This is a genomic window from Haemophilus parainfluenzae (genome assembly GCF_900638025.1).
Classification (GTDB): Bacteria; Pseudomonadota; Gammaproteobacteria; order Enterobacterales; family Pasteurellaceae; genus Haemophilus_D; species Haemophilus_D parainfluenzae_J.
In genome coordinates, this window is sequence record NZ_LR134481.1 from 1,724,250 (window position 1) to 1,748,251 (window position 24,002).

General features: G+C 40.2%; 13 protein-coding genes. 7 read left to right on the plus strand and 6 right to left on the minus strand.

What is annotated here, in order from left to right:
* Positions 1-4 precede the first annotated feature (4 nt).
* From glgC to glnS, 6 genes are all read right to left on the minus strand, one after another.
* Positions 5-1,303 carry a glucose-1-phosphate adenylyltransferase gene (gene glgC / locus EL215_RS08665; protein WP_126471539.1) on the minus strand — a complete coding sequence of 433 codons (1,299 nt, stop codon included), beginning with the start codon at positions 1,301-1,303 and terminating at the stop codon, positions 5-7.
* On the minus strand, positions 1,293-3,311 hold the full coding sequence (gene glgX, locus EL215_RS08670) for a glycogen debranching protein GlgX (RefSeq protein WP_126471541.1): 2,019 nt from the start codon (positions 3,309-3,311) through the stop codon (positions 1,293-1,295). The genes glgC and glgX overlap by 11 nt, the downstream gene beginning before the upstream one ends.
* A gap of 17 nt (positions 3,312-3,328) precedes the next feature.
* The gene (glgB, locus tag EL215_RS08675) at positions 3,329-5,518 is read right to left on the minus strand and encodes a 1,4-alpha-glucan branching protein GlgB (protein WP_126471543.1); all 2,190 of its coding nucleotides are present in this window, start codon (positions 5,516-5,518) and stop codon (positions 3,329-3,331) included.
* 35 nt (positions 5,519-5,553) lie between these two features.
* Positions 5,554-5,946 carry a 4-alpha-glucanotransferase gene (locus tag EL215_RS08680; protein WP_126471545.1) on the minus strand — a complete coding sequence of 131 codons (393 nt, stop codon included), beginning with the start codon at positions 5,944-5,946 and terminating at the stop codon, positions 5,554-5,556.
* 129 nt (positions 5,947-6,075) lie between these two features.
* Positions 6,076-6,516, minus strand: coding sequence for a YcgN family cysteine cluster protein (locus EL215_RS08685; RefSeq protein ID WP_049355663.1), 441 nt, complete (start codon positions 6,514-6,516; stop codon positions 6,076-6,078).
* 66 nt (positions 6,517-6,582) lie between these two features.
* Positions 6,583-8,256 carry a glutamine--tRNA ligase gene (gene glnS, locus EL215_RS08690; protein ID WP_126471547.1) on the minus strand — a complete coding sequence of 558 codons (1,674 nt, stop codon included), beginning with the start codon at positions 8,254-8,256 and terminating at the stop codon, positions 6,583-6,585.
* Positions 8,257-8,476: 220 nt separating this feature from the next.
* Here glnS and EL215_RS08695 point away from each other — a divergent pair, with 220 nt between their 5' ends.
* From EL215_RS08695 to EL215_RS08725, 7 genes are all read left to right on the plus strand, one after another.
* Positions 8,477-9,658: an efflux RND transporter periplasmic adaptor subunit gene (locus EL215_RS08695; protein ID WP_126471549.1), complete on the plus strand. Its 1,182-nt coding sequence runs from the start codon at positions 8,477-8,479 to the stop codon at positions 9,656-9,658.
* Between the two features lie 18 nt (positions 9,659-9,676).
* Positions 9,677-11,608, plus strand: coding sequence for a MacB family efflux pump subunit (locus EL215_RS08700; protein WP_126471551.1), 1,932 nt, complete (start codon positions 9,677-9,679; stop codon positions 11,606-11,608).
* Between the two features lie 84 nt (positions 11,609-11,692).
* Positions 11,693-13,060: a toxin/drug exporter TdeA gene (gene tdeA, locus EL215_RS08705; RefSeq protein WP_126471553.1), complete on the plus strand. Its 1,368-nt coding sequence runs from the start codon at positions 11,693-11,695 to the stop codon at positions 13,058-13,060.
* Positions 13,061-13,113: 53 nt separating this feature from the next.
* Positions 13,114-13,743: a histidine phosphatase family protein gene (locus tag EL215_RS08710; RefSeq protein WP_049355658.1), complete on the plus strand. Its 630-nt coding sequence runs from the start codon at positions 13,114-13,116 to the stop codon at positions 13,741-13,743.
* A 538-nt stretch (positions 13,744-14,281) separates the two neighbouring features.
* Complete coding sequence (locus EL215_RS08715; protein WP_126471555.1) at positions 14,282-15,172, plus strand: OmpA family protein; 891 nt, start codon at positions 14,282-14,284, stop codon at positions 15,170-15,172.
* 20 nt (positions 15,173-15,192) lie between these two features.
* On the plus strand, positions 15,193-21,258 hold the full coding sequence (locus EL215_RS10340; protein WP_197721745.1) for a hypothetical protein: 6,066 nt from the start codon (positions 15,193-15,195) through the stop codon (positions 21,256-21,258).
* The gene (locus EL215_RS08725; protein WP_126471557.1) at positions 21,255-23,954 is read left to right on the plus strand and encodes a hypothetical protein; all 2,700 of its coding nucleotides are present in this window, start codon (positions 21,255-21,257) and stop codon (positions 23,952-23,954) included. The genes EL215_RS10340 and EL215_RS08725 overlap by 4 nt, the downstream gene beginning before the upstream one ends.
* The last annotated feature ends 48 nt before the right edge of the window (positions 23,955-24,002 follow it).

Below are 24,002 nucleotides of genomic sequence, written 5' to 3' on the forward strand. Positions count from 1 at the left end.
CACTTTAGTCCAAATGTTCTTCATTAGTGACTTCTTCGCCTTGCAATTTTTTCAACATTGCTGATGTAACAAGTACAACCTTACCGGTAGAACTTACACGGAAACGTTTACTATCTAGGGCTTTATCCACACCAATTTCCATGCTATCTGGAATAATACAATGGCGATCAATAATACAATCTTTCAACGTACAATTTTTACCAATTTGTACTTGTGGTAACACAACACAGTGATCAACAGAAGATCCTTCATCAATTTTGATTCTATCAAACAACACAGAATTACTAATAGATGCATCAGTAATGACACAGCCACCACCGATAAGCGAGTTATCCACCGGTTTGACATTCACATTTTTATAGAAGAATTTAGATGGATAAGCTTGTACTGGATTACCACGAATTGGCCAGCTTTGATCGTAAATATCTAATTGTGGATTTTCTGAAACTAAGTCGATATTAGATTGCCAGAAGCTATCAAGCGTACCTACATCACGCCAGTAAATTTCGCCTTCAGTGTTACGTCCCATACAAGAACGGCTGAATGGATGCGCATAAAGCACACCTTCTTCTAAGCATTTTGGTAACACATCTTTACCAAAGTCATGTGATGTACAAGGTGTATTCACTTCTCTATCTAGCATTTTATAAAGATATTCAGCATCAAAGACATAAATACCCATAGACGCTAATGAAGTATCTGGTTTACCAACCATCGCAGGAGGATCTTTCGGTTTTTCAACGAAGGCTTTCACTTTAAGATTTTCGTTTACTGCCATGACGCCAAATTCACTGGCTTCAGAACGAGGCACTTCAATACAACCCACCGTACATTTTGCACCGCTTTTCACGTGATCCATTAACATCACGCTGTAATCTTGTTTATAGATATGATCACCAGCAAGAATTAAAATATATTTTGGGCGGTAGTGATTGCGAATAATCGCCATATTTTGATAAACCGCATCCGCTGTACCACGGTACCAAGTTGAATCATCAATTTGTTGACGAGCAGGTAGCATATCAACGAATTCACCACGCTCTTGCGGTAAAAATGACCAGCCAGTTTGTAAATGACGTAATAAGGAGTGAGCGGCATACTGGGTCACGACACCAATGCGATTCAGACCTGAGTTAATACAGTTGGAAAGCGCAAAATCAATAATGCGACGATTACCGCCAAAATATAACGCAGGTTTAGCACGTTTATCGGTTAATTCATGTAAACGGGAACCACGACCACCAGCCAAAATAAGCACTAAAGTATCTTTAACTAATTCATATTTATTAAGATCACTTTTCATAACAAACTCCATCGTTTTCATCATCCATATGTTCCAACACTTCAAATGCTATACCGCTCACATCACATTGTTGAATCACGCTATTTTCAGTTTCGGCAATCTTTTTCCATTTACCACTTGGAAAATAAAAAGATTGCGGTTCAGTTTTTGCATTAATTAAGAAAAGATACTTGCCGTCCAACATGATTTGTAGAGCTTTGCTTTCCCGATTATGCCAATCGTCTAGGGTCATCGGGTTTCCCCCAGTATTCAACCACACGACATTTTCATCCGACCACCAAGCCTCCTGTTGCAAACTTTTAATTTTTTTTCGCAATGCAATCGTTTGCTTGGTGAAGTCAAATAAGGTTTGGTTAAAATCATCCCACTTTAACCAAGTAATTTCGTTATCCTGGCAATAGGCATTGTTATTGCCATATTGGCTGTTGCCGAACTCATCTCCGGCAAGTAGCATGGGTACACCATTTGCCAGTAATAAAGAGCCTAATAAACCTTTTTCCGATAAAACACGACGTTTTTCAACCGCACTTTGCCATTCATCAGCTAAATCTAATTGAGAATCTTCAATGCCATGATTGTAGCTGTAATTTTCATTCCGTCCGTCACGATTCTCTTCACCATTGGCTTTATTGTGTTTATGGTTATAGCTCACTAAATCTCTCAACGTAAAACCATCATGGGCTGTAATAAAATTCAGGCTACCATGCGGTAATCGACCTTCGCGATTAAAGATATCGCTAGAGCCAGCAAAACGCTCAGCAAAGGCGCCTACCTCACCACTTTGCCATAGCCAAAAACGGCACATATCATCACGGAAACGATCATTCCATTGAGAGAAATAAGCGGGGAAATACCCTACTTGATAACCGTAATGGCCTATATCCCAAGGTTCTGCAATTAATTTAATTTTTTGTAGAACGTCATCCTGTTCCATTTCTGCAAACAATTTTGCATTCGGATTGAAATCAGGCGTTTCACGCCCCAACACTGTGGCTAAATCAAAACGGAAACCATCTACATGGCATTCTGTTACCCAGTAACGTAAACAATCTAATACCCATTTGCGAGTAACATCATTAGCAAGATTGAGCATATTGCCGCATCCCGTCCAGTTGAGGTAGCCTCCATGCTCGTTTTGCCAGTAATAGGTTTCATCATCAATACCACGCTGACAAAATGTAGGAAATGATTTTTCGGATTCAGCCGTATGGTTAAATACGACATCTAAAATCACTTCAATGCCCGCTTGATGCAAGGTTTTGATCATGCTCTTAAACTCATTTAAAGGCTGTTTTTGATCAGCGGCATAACTTGGTTCTAAAGCAAACATAGCTAGTGGATTGTAACCCCAATAATTACGTAATCCTTTTTCTTGCAAATGCGGTTCATCAATAAAGAAATTCACTGGAAGCAATTCAAGGCTAGTAATACCCAATGATTTAAAATACGCAATATTTTCTAGGTGTGCTAACGCTGCATAAGTACCCCGGATATTTTCTGGAATACGGGAATTTAATTGGCTAAATCCTTTGATATTCAGTTCATAAACAATGGTTTGAGCCCAAGGAATAGACGGCTTACAATCCCCTGACCAATCAAAACGTTCATCCATAATACGACCTTTAGGCGCAACTGATGCATTATCTCGTTCATCATTTAACAAGAAAATTGAGCGGGCTTCTGATGAACTCAAATCTGGTTTATGAGTGACCGCTTTCGCATAAGGATCAAGCATTAACTTTTGCGGATTGGCTAAAGTGCGGTCATTTTTGCCTGTGATTCTAAAAGCATACTCATCATTTAACTCAACGCCTTCAATTGCCACATGCCAAATATCATCGGTTCTGCTCATAGCAAAACGGCTTTCTTTGCCATCACGGAACAAGCAAAGTTCAATAGCATCCGCCGCACTAGAAAAAAGTGCAAAATTCGAAATTTTTAGTCCATTTTCCAGCGTTTGCGAATATCCCATTGGGGAAGGTTTTCCATTGTTATAAATACTAAACATCGTGTTCTTCGCTATTGTTATGCTTTATATTTTAAATAGATTGTTGCGAGTGGCGGAATGGTCACGCTAATCGAATTATCACGTCCGTGACTGGCGATCACTTCGCTTTTCACTGAACCGAAATTACCTACATTTGAACCTTGATAATACATTGAGTCAGTATTCAAAATTTCCTCGTATTCACCCGAGGCATTCACACCGATACGATAGCCTTCACGTGGTACTGGGGTGAAGTTGCTGATCACAATAATGCGTTCGCCATTACTACTTTTACGTTCAAAAGCAAAAACTGAATTTTCCGCATCATCTACCACTAACCAATCAAAGCCTTCCGGCTCACCGTCTAGTTCAAAGAGCGGTGCATTTTTTTGATAAATTCCGTTCAAATCTTTGACTAATTGCAATACGCCTTTATGCCATAGGCCACCATGGTTTTCGTCAAGCAAAAACCAATCTAAACTTTCTTCATAATTCCATTCGCGACCTTGAGCAAATTCATTGCCCATGAATAATAATTTCTTGCCTGGATAGCCCCACATATAACCATAATAGGCACGTAAATTCGCGAATTTTTGCCATGTATCACCCGGCATTTTACCGAGTAACGAACATTTGCCGTGTACAACTTCATCGTGAGAAAGCGGTAATACAAAGTTTTCGCTGTATTGATAAATCATCCCGAAGGTCATTTTGTCGTGATGGTAACGACGATAAACTGGATCGAGTTTCATATAACTTAAGGTGTCATTCATCCAGCCCATATTCCATTTAAAATTAAACCCAAGACCACCGTTTTCTGTCGGATGGGTTACGCCACCGAAAGAAGTCGATTCTTCAGCAATGGAAATAGCGCCAGGCACCTCAGAATGAATTTTCCAATTGGTATGTTTTAAGAACTCAATCGCTTCTAAATTTTCACGCCCTCCATATTGATTCGGGATCCATTCGCCTTCAGCACGACTATAATCACGGTAAATCATCGATGCTACTGCATCTACACGGATACCGTCTACACCAAATCGTTCAAGCCAATACAGAGCATTGCTGGATAAGAAGTTTTTCACTTCATTACGACCATAGTTGTAAATCAAAGTATTCCAGTCTTGGTGATAGCCTTCTCGTGGATCTACATATTCATATAATGCCGAGCCATCGAATGCCACTAAACCATGTGTATCACTTGGGAAATGTCCTGGCACCCAATCTAAAATGACATTAATGCCTGCTTTATGTGCTTTTTCGACTAAACGTTTAAAAGCTTCTGGCGTACCGAAACGGCTGGTTGGAGAATACAAGCCTATCGGTTCGTAGCCCCAAGAGCCATCGAATGGAAATTCGGAGAGCGGTAAAAACTCAATATGAGTAAAGCCCATATGTTTGACATAAGGAATGAGTTCATCAGCAATTTGGTCATAATCAAGCCAGAAATTATTCTCTAAATTACGTCGCCATGATCCCAAATGCACTTCATAAATCGAAATAGGTTGATTACGTTGGTTCGCTTTACGACGTTGCTCCGTCATTTCGACTACATCCGGTAACATACTGATTTCTGATGCGGTATCAGGACGTAATTCCGATCTGAATGCATAAGGATCGGCTTTCAAACGAAGGTTGCCATTGCAATCAATCAATTCAAATTTATAGCGTTGACCAAGGCTAGCTTTTGGTAAGAATAATTCCCACACTCCACTTGCAGGATGGAAACGCATTGGATGACGGCGACCGTCCCAATAGTTGAAATCACCTACCAATGAAACGCGTTTCGCATTCGGTGCCCATACACGGAAATTCACGCCTGGCACACCATCACATTCGGAGAAATGTGCACCTAATACGTCATAGGGACGTAATAATGAACCTTCTGCTAATAGCCATTGGTCTAAATCATTCATCATCGGATAGAAGCGATATGGATCTTCAATAATTTGGGCTTCTGCGCCCCAATACACTTTTAATTGGTAGGCAAAGAAATGACGAATCTCTGGCATAATCGCAGTAAAAAATCCACGGTCATCCACTTTTTCGAGAGCGACAATGATGGATTGACTTTCTTTATCAATCACTTCTACTTTATCTGCATCCGGTAATAAAGTACGGATCTCAATACCATTGTAGGTCTCATGCATTCCTAATACAGCAAAAGGATCGGCATGTTTGCCATCAAACAATGAATTAATTACTGATTGCGCGACTAGTTTCGTCATAACATACTCCTTTATGCTTTAGAAGCTTAATTAATTTACAACCGATTGCATTTTCTCATTTGTTGAGCGACAAAAAGCATTAAACGATAATAGCTAAAAGGCAAAGCAGGCAATGAAAGTGCGGTTGAATATGGCATTGTTTTTTCAAACTGAATTTGGTTTTGCTTGTCGAGCAATTGATAACGCAAAGAAGCATCGGGAGGAGAAGAAAACGCGGTTAAATCATCATGAATGGGCTCGTTTTCAAAGGCACATATAACATCTTGGAACGGCTGATTTTGTCCAATATTCGGCGGAAATTGCAACTGCTCGATAAAATAATCAATACTGGTTGGCGATGCATCAATCAAATGCCCATCAATATCATAATGGGAAAACGAAATGCCAAGATGTTTAGCAGATTGTTTGAATGATAAGGACATTTGCATACAACGAATAATACTTCTACATAATACTTACTAAGTATTATAAGTAAGTGCAATTGAAATACAATTACCAACATTGCAAATTGTGACCTACATCAAAAAACAAATTTCAAAAAGTCTATTAGTGAAAATTTATTCAGTTTCAGTCACAAATTCAAACCAATCAATTACATCTTCTTCGTGTACACCATCTTGAATTAAAATGCCTGCTTTTTTCACAGAGTCAGGATCGCCACTGATTAAGGGATGCCATTCGGGCAAAGGTTTCTCCTCATACAATAAACGATACGCACAGGTATTCGGCAGCCAACCAAAATCAGGCAAATTCTTTTTGGTTAATTTCGTACAATCACTCTCAATCTTGAAACGTTCAGGATAATTACGACACTTTCCAGTTTCTACATCTAATAGATTGCAAGCAATACGTGTGTAATAGAGTTTTTCACGCTTGCCTCTCCCTTGAATGTATTTTCGATAACAGCATTTTCCGCAGCCATCACATAAGGCTTCCCATTCGGATTCCGTCATTTCAAGGAGCGATTTTTTTTGCCAAAAATGAGATTCAAATTGCATAGTGAAACCAATAAAAAAGTGCGGTCAAAATTTACGTGATTTTTGACCGCACTTTGTTGTTTAGAATTAGAAGCCTTCTTTTAAGCTTACTGTTAAGTTAAATACCAAATGTTCAGGACGGCTATCTTTACTATCTGCACAGAAATAACCTTCACGTTCAAATTGGTAACCTTTTTCTGGTTCCGCATTTGCGAGGCTTTGTTCTACAAAACCATGTTTTACCACTAAAGAGGTTGGATTTAACACGCTTTCGATTTCTTCTTCTGCACCAGGGTTTGGTACGGTGAAGAGGCGTTCATATAAACGGAACTCCGCAGGATGATTATGCACTGCAGATACCCAGTGAATTACCCCTTTTACTTTGCGTCCATCTGCTGGATTCTTACCTAACGTTTCGGGATCGTAAGTACAGAAGATTGTAGTGATTTCACCATTTGCATCTTTTTCGACACGTTCAGCTTTAATTACATAAGCATTACGTAAACGTACTTCTTTACCTAATACTAAGCGCTTATATTGTTTGTTCGCTTCTTCACGGAAATCTGCACGATCGATATAAAGCTCTTTCGTAAACGGTAATTGACGCTCACCTAATTCAGGACGATTCGGGTGATTTGGCGCCGTTAAGGTTTCTTCGCCTTCAAAGTTTTCAATCACTACGCGAACAGGATCAATCACTGCCATTGCGCGTGGTGCATTTTCGTTTAAATCTTCACGAATGCAGGCTTCAAGCGCAGAATATTCCACCACGTTATCTTGTTTAGTCACACCAATACGACGACAGAATTCACGTAACGAAGCCGGTGTATAACCGCGACGGCGTAAACCAGAAATCGTTGGCATACGTGGATCGTTCCAACCATCCACAATGCCTTCATTCACTAATTTCAATAATTTACGTTTAGACGTTAACGTGCCTTCTAAATTCAAACGTGAGAATTCATATTGATGTGGCAACGGACGTTCAATACTAATATTATCCAATACCCAGTCATATAAACGACGGTTGTCTTGGAATTCTAATGTACATAGAGAGTGTGTAATACGCTCAATCGCATCAGAGATACAATGAGTGAAATCATACATTGGGTAAATGCACCATTTGTCACCGGTTTGGTGATGGCTCGCAAATTTAATACGATAAAGCACGGGATCACGCATGACCATAAATGGTGAAGCCATGTCAATTTTCGCACGAAGACTTAATGTACCTTCCGCAAACTCACCGTTTTTCATTCTTTCGAACAACGCGAGATTTTCTTCTACGCTACGATCACGATATGGACTGTTTTTGCCCGGCTCGGTTAAAGTACCACGATACTCACGCATTTCATCTGGAGAAAGTTCATCCACATACGCTAAACCTTTTTCGATTAACTCAATGGCATAGCCATAAAGTGCATCGAAGTAATCAGATGCATAACGCGGTTCGCCTTCCCATTTAAAGCCTAACCATTCCACATCGGCTTTAATGGAATCTACATATTCCACGTCTTCTTTTACGGGGTTAGTATCATCAAAACGTAGGTTACATAAACCATTATATTCTTTTGCTAAACCGAAGTTTAAGCAAATTGATTTTGCATGGCCAATATGCAAATAGCCATTTGGCTCAGGCGGAAAACGAGTATGAACACTTTCGTGTTTACCCGAGGCTAAATCTTCATCAATAATTTGAGTAATGAAATTGTGTGTGCGGGTATTTTCCGCATTTTCTAGAGTGTGTTCTGTATTGCTCATAAATTTCTCAATAAATTGAAAATAATTTCCCCATTCTATACGAAAAGTCAGGCGATGTGAATTTGATCCCAAAACTAACCGCACTTTCATTAAATTAATATTGAATTTTTAAGGATTTTTCGGTCTAACTTGAAGATTTTTCGTGCAAACTGAAAAGTTTACCTTTAGAATACGCAAACTGAACAATCGTTCATTTTTTTATTTTGGATGATAAAGTTTTATGAAAAAACGTTTTTTTATTTTACTCGGATTACTCATTGCTGCCGGTACAGCTTATTATTTTTTCTCTAGCAATAGCAAACAAAAAACGACTTACCTGACTGAATCGGTTACCCGTGGCAATGTGGAAAAAACAGTTGTCGCTTCTGGTTCGATTGAAAGCGTGAATAAAGTTGATGTCGGCGCCCAAGCTTCGGGTAAAATCACCAAACTCTATGTCAAGTTAGGGCAAGAAATCAAAAAAGGCGAAATGATCGCAGATATTGATTCCACAACCCAAATTAATACCTTAAATACCAAAAAGGCGGCATTGGTTAGCTATCAAGCACAATTAAAAGCGAAGAAAACCGCTTACGATGTTGCCCTTTCAAGCTATAACCGCTTATCAAAACTTTATACGCAAAAAGCCACCTCTTTGGATAGTGTGAATACCGCAAAAAGCACCCTTGATAATGCGAAAGCCGAAATGGAAGCTGTTGAAGCTAATATCAAACAAGCTGAAATTGAAGTGAATACCGCTGAAACCAATGTGGGTTACACTAAAATCACCGCTCCAATGGACGGTACCGTTATTTCTGTGCCTGTTTCAGAAGGTCAAACCGTTAATGCCAACCAAACGACGCCAACAATTGTCACCATTGCTGATTTAAGCCAAATGAAGATTAAACCTGAAATTTCAGAAGGCGACATCACCAAAGTGAAAGCAGGTCAAGAAGTGAGTTTTACTATTTTATCGGATAGCCAAACCCTGTATCACTCTGTTATTGATTCTGTTGATCCAGCCAATACCACGACAAGTGATAGTTCTTCAACCTCATCTTCTACGAGTTCAAGTGGCAGCTCAACGACCAGTGCGATCTACTATTACGCCAATGTTTTGATTGATAACCCTGATCGTACTTTACGCATCGGAATGACGACAGAAAACAACATCAAAATTGCCAACGCGAAAGATGTGTTATTAGTTTCCAATATGGCTATTCAAAAACGTGATGGCAAAAGCTTTGTCAATGTATTGAATGATAAAAATCAACCTGAACCGCGTGAAGTTGAAATCGGTGTTCAAAATGATTTCAAAACTGAAATCAAATCGGGTTTAAACGAAGGTGAAAAAGTCATCGTGTCGCAAGTTGCGAATGGTGAACAAGTTGGCTCTATGCCTCGTGGTCCAAGAATATTCTAAAAGTGCGGTAGAAAATTAATGAATATTATTGAAATTAAGGATCTCAACCGTTACTTCGGTGAAGGCGAAAATCGTGTTCATATTTTAAAGAATGTCTCTTTAAATATAGAAAAAGGCGATTTCGTCGCGATTATTGGGCAATCGGGTTCCGGTAAATCGACCTTGATGAATATCATCGGGTGCTTGGATACAGCTACCAGTGGCTCTTACAAAATCAATGGTAAAGAAACCATTGAATTAAGCAAAGATCAGCTGTCAGATTTACGTAGCCAAAAATTCGGCTTTATTTTCCAACGCTATAATTTATTGTCAAGTTTGACCGCAGCAGAAAACGTCGCCTTACCTGCTATTTATGCGGGAATGTCGCAAGAAAAACGTCTTTCTCGTGCGAAACAACTTTTAGAAAAATTGGGCTTAGGCGATAAATGGCAAAATAAACCAAGCCAGCTTTCCGGCGGTCAGCAACAACGTGTGAGTATTGCGCGTGCGCTGATGAATGGCGGTGAAATTATTTTAGCCGATGAACCCACAGGTGCATTGGATTCACAAAGCGGTCAAAATGTGATGGAAATTCTGCGCCAATTACACGCAGAAGGCCACACTATTATTATGGTAACCCACGACCGAGAAATTGCCGCCAGTGCGAATCGCGTGATTGAAATTAAAGACGGCCAAATCATTGGCGATACGCAAAAAGAAACAGTAAAAAGTGCGGTCGAAAATCCAACCAAATCTAAACCGCACTTTGGATTTAGCAAAGATCAATTTGTTGAAGCCTTTCGTATGTCTGTGAGTGCTATTATTGCCCACAAAATGCGTTCTCTTTTAACTATGCTAGGGATTATTATCGGGATTACGTCTGTGGTTTCCGTCGTGGCATTGGGAAATGGTTCACAGCAAAAAATCTTGGAAAATATTCGAGGAATTGGGACGAGCACCATAACGATTTTTAATGGTACAGGCTTTGGCGATCGTCGTGCTGAACAGATGCAGAACCTTACAATTAATGATGCCACTGCTTTAAATCAACAAAGCTATGTACAAAGCGTCACGCCAAATAGCTCATCAAGTGGCACATTAATTTATGGTAACCAGACTTTCTCCTCGACCAGTTTAAAAGGTGTAGGCGAACAATATTTTGATGTTGATGGTTTAAAACTAAAATCAGGCAATTTATTTTCAGCTCAAGATGTGGCTGATAACAATCAAGTAGCCTTAATCGATGAAAGTGCGAAAAAGTCGATTTTCCCTGATGAAAATCCTATCGGCAAAATCGTGATGTTTAATAAACGTCCACTACGTATTATTGGCGTGGTATCTGATAAACAAATGGGCGGAGCAAGCAGTTCACTTAATCTCTATGCCCCTTACACTACCGTGATGAATCGTATTTCGGGCAGCAAAAAAATTGGTTCGATTACCGTAAAAGTAGATGATTCCGTGAATACGACTGTTGCTGAAAAAGGAATTACTGAATTGCTCACCATGCGTCATGGTAAAAAAGATTTCTTCATCATGAATAGCGACACCATTAAACAAACCATTGAAAGCACAACCGGCACGATGAAATTACTCATTTCTTCTATCGCCTTTATTTCATTGATCGTTGGTGGGATTGGGGTGATGAATATTATGTTGGTTTCCGTGACAGAGCGAACTAAAGAGATTGGTGTGCGCATGGCTATTGGCGCGAGACAATTTAATATTCTGCAACAATTTTTAATTGAAGCCGTGCTGATTTGTTTAATTGGTGGCGTGACGGGTATTCTGCTTTCGGGTTTAATCGGTCTGCTATTTAACGTATTTATGACTAACTTTACGATGGCATTTTCAACTGGCTCAATTGTTGCCGCAGTGGTCTTCTCAACCTTGATTGGTGTAATCTTCGGTTATATGCCGGCAAAACGTGCGGCACAATTAGATCCGATTACAGCCCTTGCTCGAGAATAAAGAAATTTTGTAAAACACAAAAGAGCGGTTAAAATTCTCACTAATTTTTGACCGCACTTTAATTGAAAAAGAAAGGAAAAATCCATGTTAAAAATGAAAAAATTAACCTTAGCAATCGCGATGGCAACTGCTCTAGCAGGTTGTGCTAATATTGGCGATTCTTATAAAGCAAGCCAGCAGGATTACCAAAATTATGCGGAAATCACCAAACAATTTAATGTAAAAGAAAACTGGTGGGTGCTTTACAATGATTCACAATTAAATCGTGTGGTAGAACAAGCATTAGTAAATAACAAAGATTTAGCCAAAGCGTCTGTTGCCGTAAATCGTGCTCTATATAATGCAAACCTTGCAGGCGCGAATTTAATTCCGGCATTTAGCGGTTCAACCCAATCTTCTGCGAGTAAAAATATTAAAACTGGAGGCAACTCAATTATCACTCATAAAGGTGCGTTAAATGTGAGTTATACGCTAGATTTATGGCAACGTTTAGCGGATACTGCTGATGCCGCAGAATGGTCACACAAAGCAACAGCTGAAGATTTAGAAGCAACAAAACTATCACTCATCAACTCTGTTGTAACAACCTATTATCAAATTGCCTACTTGAATGATGCGATCAACACCACACAAGAAAGCATTAAATACTACAACGATATTAGCAGCATTATGCAACGCCGTTTATCACAAGGTGTGGCGGACAGTGCCAGTGTAGATCAAGCACAACAAGCGGTATTGAACGCACGTAACAACTTGATCAACTATCAAACACAACGTAAAACAGCAGAACAAACGTTACGTAACTTACTTAACTTAAAACCGGAAGAAGCATTAAATATCACCTTCCCACACATTCTTAATGTGAAAAATGTGAGCGTGAATTTAAATGTACCTGTTTCTGTGATTGCGAATCGTCCTGATGTGAAAGGCTATCAATATCGCTTAAGCAGTGCATTCAAAAATGCGAAAGCAACTGAAAAAGGCTGGTTCCCTGAAGTCACTTTAGGCGGAAGCTTAACATCAAGTGGTAATAAAGTGGGCAATGCCCTGCATAATCCTATCGGAGCTGGTGTATTAGGAATTAACCTTCCTTTCCTCAACTGGAATACCGTAAAATGGAACGTGAAGATCTCTGAAGCTGATTATGAAACTGCTCGTTTGAACTATGAGCAAAGCATCACTAAAGCCTTGAATGATGTAGATACCAACTACTTCGCCTATACCCAAGCACAAAGCGCCTTTTCGAACTTACAAAAAACATACAACTATAACCAACGTATCACCAAATACTACCGCGATCGCTACAATGCAGGTGTATCGGAATTACGTGAATGGCTTACCGCTGCAAACACAGAGAAAAACGCTCAACTTTCTATCTTGAATGCGAAATACAACATCATTCAAGCAGAAAATGCCGTATATAGTTCAATGGCAGGTTATTATTCTCGTTAAAATCATGATTAAGGAAGTTTCGGCTTCCTTAATCTTTTTTATGGACATGAAAAATGAAAAAACAACTGACTTTTTATTTTATTCGCCACGGTAAAACCGTTTGGAATACAGAAGGTTTAATGCAAGGGCATGGCGATTCCCCTTTAACTGAAGAAGGCGTTAATGGTGCGGAAAAAACAGGTGTGGCACTTAATCATATTCCTTTCGTTGCCGCTTATTCCAGCGTATTAAAACGTACTATCGCAACTGCCTCTCATATTATTGGTGAACGTGATATTCCCCTTTTCCATCACCAAGGTTTAAATGAACAGTATTTTGGTACTTGGGAAGGACAACCTGTCGATACATTAAGAGAACATCCAGAATTCCAGCAACTTATCAAAGATCCCGCCAATTACAACGCTGTTTCAAATCGCGGTGAAACCTATGAGCAACTCGCTGAACGAGCCATGAAAGCATTAGACGATATCATCAAAGTTCACAATTACGGAAATATCTTAATTGTTTCTCACGGACATACATTACGTTTATTGCTTGCTCTATTAAATGGTGCAACGTGGAAAAATCACCGTGATGAAGATAAATCAGTATCACTCATTAACGCCTCTATTAGTGTTGTTCATTATGACGATAAAAAAGGATTTGATGTTGAAAAGATCAATGAATCTCGCCATTTAGTGTAACTCAATAGTAATATATTACTAATCTATCTTTTGCTTATAGGCCTGTCTTTATCCTTGCCGATAATAAAGTAGACGTTTTTAAATGATTTCCTTTAATCTTATTGAGTTAAGAGAGCTGATTGGCGATCTTAGCTCAATAATCCATCAAATTTAATTAATCACCTAACTTTCACGGCTCTTCATAATGTTATTTGTAAATTTTATATAAGCTTATGTAAAGTTATGTAAAGTTATGTAAAGTTATGTAAAGAGTTGTAATTTCATGTAAATTATACGGTAAAAACGTGTTACTTATTTGTTATGTCAACTCATTCTTTGTATACTAAATAACCTTTTTCAAAGATGGAGATTATTCTAAAAACAATCTAAAATAACTCAAAAATTCCTCGTATACATATATGATTTTTTTAGAAAATCATACATGTTATACAAAATAACATAAATAAACAGATTGATATATCAAGATAAAACACATAAGTTCTGTGATTTTCTCTTTTATCAGATCTTTTGTTCATTCTCTATTAAAGGATTACTATCAATGAAAAAATCTTTATCCATGCTTGCTATTGCTATAGCAGTGTCTGCTTGTACTTCTCGTGGACCTGATGGTGCACTTGAATCATGGAATAATTACAGTAATAAACCAATTAGCACTGAAGGATTAAAAGAAAATCAAGCTTTAGCTGTTTTCTATCGTCCAGCAGAATCTCAAAAGAAGGCTATTAATGTTTATGTAAATGGTGATTATCAAGCTTCTTTACTTGATCATTCATTTACTTCTATTCCTGTTTGTGCAACTAAACAATTATTTACCTCATCTGTAAGTTCTGCGACTAAATTTGGGAATAGAACTGATGGGGCTCGTTATACGTTACCTGTTAACGATATCGCTTATATTCGAGTAAATGCTGATGCGAATGGTAAAGCCGTATTAAGTAAAGTAAGCAAAGAAACGGCTGAACAAGAGATGCAAGGCTTAAAATATGTGTCTAACACCTTATCTCGAGTTGTAACACATAAAGATTGTGAGCCAGTTATTGCAGCGAAAGACTTATCTGCTTCCGCATTATTCAAATTTGATAAATCAGGCTATAACGATCTTTTACCTAAAGCTAAGCAAGAAGTTCACGAATTTGCAGCCCAAATTAAAGCGCTTGATGCGAATAAAATCAATCGCATCGTAATTAGCGGTTATACAGATCCTCAAGGCTCTGCTGCATACAATAAGAAACTTTCTCAGCGTCGAGCTGAATCTGTTGCTCGCTTATTGAGAGAAACAGGTGTCAATGCCAAGATTGAAGCTATCGGTTATGGCCAAGCTGACTTACTCATTCCAAATTGTGCTGCTTTACATCCTGCTGGTCAGCAACGTATTGCATGTAACCAACCAAACCGTCGTGTTGAAATAGCGGTATACGGTAAAAATTAATTAGTTTATAAGGAAACGTTATGACGACAACAGTCAAGATATTAAATGCTAAAAAAGAAGTGGGCAATTACACCATTTCAAAAGAAAATAAATTAGTTATTCAAGCTCAAGATAAGGTTAATTATCAACTTATTGATGATTCTACCGGTTTAGCTCCACAAAATATCATTACAAAGCGTGAACATAATAATTTAATTATTATGTTGGAAGATGGTGATACCAATCCAGACATCATCATTGAAAATTATTACCGTGATAATGAAGAAGCAACTAACTTAATTATTGGTCAACATGAAGATGGTAATTTGTATGTTTATGTACCAGAATCTGGCTTAAATTCTGAAGCGATCAGTATTCTTGCCGAAGAAGTCGTTGCACCACAAGCATTGGGTGGAAATGCTTTACAAGATCCATTTTGGGCATTTAACCCTTGGTGGTTATTAGGTGCTGCAGCCTTAATTGGCGGTATTGCTGCACTTTCTTCAGGCGGAAGTAATGGTGGCAAAGATACCACACCACCAAGTGCGCCTGAAGTTATTGCTCAACCTGATGGTTCAGTAACCATCACACCTGCACCTGAAGGTGATGTGGCTAAAACTACCGTAACTTATACCGATGAAGACGGTAACGAGCATACTGAAATCTTTACTAAAGATCCTAAAACAGGTAAATGGATTGATAATAATCCAGACGATAGTATTTCTATTGATCCTGAAACAGGTGTGATTACTATTCCTGAAAAAGGCGTTAAAGATGGTTCAGATATTATCGTCACAAATACTGATGACTCTGGCAATGTTGGGCCTGAGACCAAAACTACCGCAAAAGATATCACGCCACCAAGTGCACCTGAAGTTGTTGCTCAACCTGATGGTTCTGTGACCATCACACCTGCACCTGAAGGTGATGTGACTAAAACTACCGTAACTTATACCGATGAAGACGGTAACGAGCATACTGAAATCTTCACTAAAGATCCTGAAACCGGTAAATGGATTGATAACAATCCAGGCGATAGTGTTTCTATTGATCCTAAAACAGGTGTGATTACTATTCCTGAAAAAAGTGTTAAAGATGGTTCAGATATTATCGTCACAAATACTGATGACTCTGGCAATGTTGGGCCTGAGACCAAAACTACCGCAAAAGATATCACGCCACCAAGTGCACCTGAAGTTGTTGCTCAACCTGATGGTTCAGTAACCATCACACCTGCACCTGAAGGTGATGTGGCTAAAACTACCGTAACTTATACCGATGAAGACGGTAACAAGCATACTGAAATCTTTACTAAAGATCCTGAAACCGGTAAATGGATTGATAACAATCCAGGTGATAGTGTCTCTATTGATCCTAAAACAGGTGTGATTACTATTCCTGAAAAAGGTGTTAAAGATGGTTCAGATATTATCGTCACAAATACTGATGACTCTGGCAATGTTGGCCCTGAGACCAAAACTACCGCAAAAGATATCACGCCACCAAGTGCACCTGAAGTTGTTGCTCAACCTGATGGTTCAGTAACCATCACACCTGCACCTGAAGGTGATGTGGCTAAAACTACCGTAACTTATACCGATGAAGACGGTAACAAGCATACTGAAATCTTTACTAAAGATCCTGAAACCGGTAAATGGATTGATAACAATCCAGGCGATAGTATTTCTATTGATCCTGAAACAGGTGTGATTACTATTCCTGAAAAAGGTGTTAAAGATGGTTCTGATGTTGTCGTCACGAATACTGATGACTCTGGCAATGTTGGGCCTGAGACCAAAACTACCGCAAAAGATATCACGCCACCAAGTGCACCTGAAGTTGTTGCTCAACCTGATGGTTCAGTGACCATCACACCTGCACCTGAAGGTGACGTGACTAAAACTACCGTAACTTATACCGATGAAGACGGTAACAAGCATACTGAAATCTTCACTAAAGATCCTGAAACCGGTAAATGGATTGATAACAATCCAGGTGATAGTGTCTCTATTGACCCTGAAACAGGTGTGATTACTATTCCTGAAAAAGGCGTTAAAGATGGTTCTGATGTTGTCGTCACGAATACTGATGACTCTGGCAATGTTGGCCCTGAGACCAAAACTACCGCAAAAGATATCACGCCACCAAGTGCACCTGAAGTTGTTGCTCAACCTGATGGTTCTGTGACTATCACACCTGCACCTGAAGGTGATGTGGCTAAAACTACCGTAACTTATACCGATGAAGATGGTAACGAGCATACTGAAATCTTCACTAAAGATCCTGAAACCGGTAAATGGATTGATAACAATCCAGGTGATAGTGTTTCTATTGACCCTGAAACAGGTGTGATTACTATTCCTGAAAAAGGCGTTAAAGATGGTTCTGATGTGACGGCAAAAAATACTGATGATTCTGGCAACGAAGGTCCAGAAGGTAAAGGTATGGTATATCCAGATGATTCGGATGCCGACGCAGATGCCGATGCTGACGCGGATGCGGATGCCGATGCCGATGCCGATGCTGACGCTGACGCTGATGCAGATGCGGACGCGGACGCTGATGCCGATGCAGACGCTGATGCGGATGCTGACGCAGATGCTGATGCTGATGCTGACGCAGATGCTGACGCCGACGCTGATGCAGACGCCGACGCTGATGCTGATGCGGATGCCGACGCAGATGCGGATGCTGACGCCGATGCTGATGCCGACGCGGATGCGGATGCGGATGCTGATGCTGATGCTGATGCTGACGCTGACGCTGATGCCGACGCGGATGCAGATGCTGACGCCGACGCTGATGCAGATGCGGACGCTGATGCAGACGCAGACGCTGATGCTGATGCAGACGCAGACGCAGACGCTGATGCGGATGCTGATGCAGACGCAGACGCAGACGCTGATGCGGATGCTGACGCCGACGCTGATGCAGACGCAGACGCTGATGCGGATGCTGACGCAGATGCGGATGTCACCCCACCAAGTGCACCTGAGGTTGTTGCTCAACCGGATGGCTCTGTGACCATCACGCCTGCACCTGAAGAGGATGTGAACAAAACAACCGTAACTTATACGGATGAAGACGGTAACGAACATACTGAAACCTTTACTAAAGATCCGAACACCAATAAATGGGTCGATAATAATCCAAATGACAGTGTCTCTATTGACCCTGAAACAGGCGTGATTACTATCCCTGAAAAAGCGGTGAAAGACGGTTCTGAAGTTACGGCGAAAAACACTGATAATTCAGATAACACCGGTGAAAAAGGCAGTGATACCGTTAAAGATGTCACCCCACCAAGTGCACCTGAGGTTGTTGCTCAACCGGATGGCTCTGTGACCATCACACCTGCACCTGAAAAGGATGTGAACAAAACAACCATAACTTATACGGATGAAGACGGTAACGAACATACTGAAACCTTTACTAAAGATCCAAACACCAATAAATGGGTCGATAATAATCCAAATGACAGTGTCTCTATTGACCCTGAAACAGGTGTGATTACTATCCCTGAAAAAGCGGTGAAAGACGGTTCTGAAGTTACGGCGAAAAATACTGATAATTCAGATAACACCGGTGAAAAAGGCAGTGATACCGTTAAAGATGTCACCCCACCAAGTGCACCTGAGGTTGTTGCTCAACCGGATGGCTCTGTGACCATCACACCTGCACCTGAAAAGGATGTGAACAAAACAACCGTAACTTATACGGATGAAGACGGTAACGAACATACTGAAACCTTTACTAAAGATCCAAACACCAATAAATGGGTCGATAATAATCCAAATGACAGTGTCTCTATTGACCCTGAAACAGGTGTGATTACTATCCCTGAAAAAGCGGTGAAAGACGGTTCTGAAGTTACGGCGAAAAACACTGATAATTCAGATAACACCGGTGAAAAAGGCAGTGATACCGTTAAAGATGTCACCCCACCAAGTGCACCTGAGGTTGTTGCTCAACCGGATGGCTCTGTGACCATCACACCTGCACCTGAAAAGGATGTGAACAAAACAACCGTAACTTATACCGATGAAGACGGTAACGAACATACTGAAACCTTTACTAAAGATCCGAACACCAATAAATGGGTCGATAATAATCCAAATGACAGTGTCTCTATTGACCCTGAAACAGGTGTGATTACTATCCCTGAAAAAGCGGTGAAAGACGGTTCTGAAGTTACGGCGAAAAACACTGATAATTCAGATAACACCGGTAAAAAAGGCAGTGATACCGTTAAAGATGTCACCCCACCAAGTGCACCTGAGGTTGTTGCTCAACCGGATGGCTCTGTGACCATCACACCTGCACCTGAAAAGGATGTGAACAAAACAACCGTAACTTATACGGATGAAGACGGTAACGAACATACTGAAACCTTTACTAAAGATCCGAACACCAATAAATGGGTCGATAATAATCCAAATGACAGTGTCTCTATTGACCCTGAAACAGGCGTGATTACTATCCCTGAAAAAGCGGTGAAAGACGGTTCTGAAGTTACGGCGAAAAACACTGATAATTCAGATAACACCGGTGAAAAAGGCAGTGATACCGTTAAAGATGTCACCCCACCAAGTGCACCTGAGGTTGTTGCTCAACCGGATGGCTCTGTGACCATCACACCTGCACCTGAAAAGGATGTGAACAAAACAACCGTAACTTATACCGATGAAGACGGTAACGAACATACTGAAACCTTTACTAAAGATCCAAACACCAATAAATGGGTCGATAATAATCCAAATGACAGTGTCTCTATTGACCCTGAAACAGGTGTGATTACTATCCCTGAAAAAGCGGTGAAAGACGGTTCTGAAGTTACGGCGAAAAACACTGATAATTCAGATAACACCGGTGAAAAAGGCAGTGATACCGTTAAAGATGTCACCCCACCAAGTGCACCTGAGGTTGTTGCTCAACCGGATGGCTCTGTGACCATCACACCTGCACCTGAAAAGGATGTGAACAAAACAACCGTAACTTATACCGATGAAGACGGTAACGAACATACTGAAACCTTTACTAAAGATCCAAACACCAATAAATGGGTCGATAATAATCCAAATGACAGTGTCTCTATTGACCCTGAAACAGGTGTGATTACTATCCCTGAAAAAGCGGTGAAAGACGGTTCTGAAGTTACGGCGAAAAACACTGATAATTCAGATAACACCGGTGAAAAAGGCAGTGATACCGTTAAAGATGTCACCCCACCAAGTGCACCTGAGGTTGTTGCTCAACCGGATGGCTCTGTGACCATCACACCTGCACCTGAAAAGGATGTGAACAAAACAACCGTAACTTATACCGATGAAGACGGTAACGAACATACTGAAACCTTTACTAAAGATCCGAACACCAATAAATGGGTCGATAATAATCCAAATGACAGTGTCTCTATTGACCCTGAAACAGGTGTGATTACTATCCCTGAAAAAGCGGTGAAAGACGGTTCTGAAGTTACGGCGAAAAACACTGATAATTCAGATAACACCGGTGAAAAAGGCAGTGATACCGTTAAGGATGTCACCCCACCAAGTGCACCTGAGGTTGTTGCTCAACCGGATGGCTCTGTGACCATCACACCTGCACCTGAAAAGGATGTGAACAAAACAACCGTAACTTATACGGATGAAGACGGTAACGAACATACTGAAACCTTTACTAAAGATCCAAATACCAATAAATGGGTCGATAATAATCCAAATGACAGTGTCTCTATTGACCCTGAAACAGGTGTGATTACTATCCCTGAAAAAGCGGTGAAAGACGGTTCTGAAGTTACGGCGAAAAACACTGATAATTCAGATAACACCGGTGAAAAAGGCAGTGATACCGTTAAGGATGTCACCCCACCAAGTGCACCTGAGGTTGTTGCTCAACCGGATGGCTCTGTGACCATCACACCTGCACCTGAAGAGGATGTGAACAAAACAACCGTAACTTATACGGATGAAGACGGTAACGAACATACTGAAACCTTTACTAAAGATCCAAATACCAATAAATGGGTCGATAATAATCCAAATGACAGTGTCTCTATTGACCCTGAAACAGGTGTGATTACTATCCCTGAAAGGATGGCTCTGTGACCATCACACCTGCACCTGAAAAGGATGTGAACAAAACAACCGTAACTTATACCGATGAAGACGGTAACGAACATACTGAAACCTTTACTAAAGATCCGAACACCAATAAATGGGTCGATAATAATCCAAATGACAGTGTCTCTATTGACCCTGAAACAGGTGTGATTACTATCCCTGAAAAAGCGGTGAAAGACGGTTCTGAAGTTACGGCGAAAAACACTGATAATTCAGATAACACCGGTGAAAAAGGCAGTGATACCGTTAAGGATGTCACCCCACCAAGTGCACCTGAGGTTGTTGCTCAACCGGATGGCTCTGTGACCATCACACCTGCACCTGAAAAGGATGTGAACAAAACAACCGTAACTTATACGGATGAAGACGGTAACGAACATACTGAAACCTTTACTAAAGATCCAAATACCAATAAATGGGTCGATAATAATCCAAATGACAGTGTCTCTATTGACCCTGAAACAGGTGTGATTACTATCCCTGAAAAAGCGGTGAAAGACGGTTCTGAAGTTACGGCGAAAAACACTGATAATTCAGATAACACCGGTGAAAAAGGCAGTGATACCGTTAAGGATGTCACCCCACCAAGTGCACCTGAGGTTGTTGCTCAACCGGATGGCTCTGTGACCATCACACCTGCACCTGAAGAGGATGTGAACAAAACAACCGTAACTTATACGGATGAAGACGGTAACGAACATACTGAAACCTTTACTAAAGATCCAAATACCAATAAATGGGTCGATAATAATCCAAATGACAGTGTCTCTATTGACCCTGAAACAGGTGTGATTACTATCCCTGAAAAAGCGGTGAAAGACGGTTCTGAAGTTACGGCGAAAAACACTGATAATTCAGATAACACCGGTGAAAAAGGCAGTGATACCGTTAAGGATGTCACCCCACCAAGTGCACCTGAGGTTGTTGCTCAACCGGATGGCTCTGTGACCATCACACCTGCACCTGAAAAGGATGTGAACAAAACAACCGTAACTTATACCGATGAAGACGGTAACGAACATACTGAAACCTTTACTAAAGATCCAAACACCAATAAATGGGTCGATAATAATCCAAATGACAGTGTCTCTATTGACCCTGAAACAGGTGTGATTACTATCCCTGAAAAAGCGGTGAAAGACGGTTCTGAAGTTACGGCGAAAAACACTGATAATTCAGATAACACCGGTGAAAAAGGCAGTGATACCGTTAAAGATGTCACCCCACCAAGTGCACCTGAGGTTGTTGCTCAACCGGATGGCTCTGTGACCATCACACCTGCACCTGAAAAGGATGTGAACAAAACAACCGTAACTTATACGGATGAAGACGGTAACGAACATACTGAAACCTTTACTAAAGATCCAAACACCAATAAATGGGTCGATAATAATCCAAATGACAGTGTCTCTATTGACCCTGAAACAGGTGTGATTACTATCCCTGAAAAATCGGTGAAAGACGGTTCTGAAGTTACGGCGAAAAACACTGATAATTCAGATAACACCGGTGAAAAAGGCAGTGATACAGTTAAAGATCTAACGCCACCTGATGCGCCAACAGTTGTAATTAATGATGATAATGATGGTAAGATTAATAAAGGCGATTTAAATCAATTTGATAAGGCCACAACTACAATTACCATTCCTAGCACAGCTAAAAATGGAGATTCACTGGTTGTGACGATTAATGGTTCTCAGCAAACCTTTATTGTCGATGACAATAATCGTTCTAATGGTATTACAATAACGTTTGATCCTCTTGCAAATGGTCAAAATAATACCGTAGATGCCTATATTCAAAGAGGTAATTTAAAATCAGCTATTGCTACAGATAGTTCAATTACTGAGTTAAGTAATCCTGGGTTGAATATTACCGTTACTGATGTCGTTGGTGTAAATCTATCTTTAGATTATGGTATCAAAGCTTCAGAATATAACACTCACATTGGTCAAGTAGATTTGTCACAGGATACCTCAGTGGCTCCTCGTTTCAGCTCTGCTGATGATAAATTAACCGTAACCAAAAATATGGATGGTTCACAAAACTTCGTCAATATGGGCGATGGTGATAACGTACTAAATGTAGGTGGTTATATATCAGGAAATACTCAAGTAAACTTTGGTAATGGTAATGATAAAGTTCATATCTCTGGTTATTTAGGTGGCTCAAGCCCGATTAATCTTGGTGCTGGTAACGATGAAATTATCGTTGATGGTAAATTACAAGGCTCTGCACGTATCAATGCAGGTGATGGTGATGATCACATTAGTGTTGGTTCAACGGTAATCTCATCAACTGCCAGAATTGATGGAGGCAACGGCCATGATGTACTAACCTTTACTGATAACTTCAAAACACCTACAAGTGTTGGTAATTTACATCACATCAGTGGAATAGAGGAAATCGTTCTAGATGGTACAAACCAAACTTTATTAGGCGTAACTTATGAGGATCTGCTATCGAATAGTAAATCTCTATATATTACCGGTGATTCAAATGATACAGTTCACTTAGGTAACCAAAAAGGCAACCTAAATGACTCAATGAACGGAGCTGGCTCATACCAATGGAATGCTACTGGTTCTGTGACAAAAGGTGATCATACGTATACTGAGTATACTTTCAGTGGTGATAACAACTATAAAGTGTATATCGATACCGATATTCAAGTTATTTAAACATCCATAAAATATCTGCAAGTCTAACATTGTTAGACTTGCAGAAAG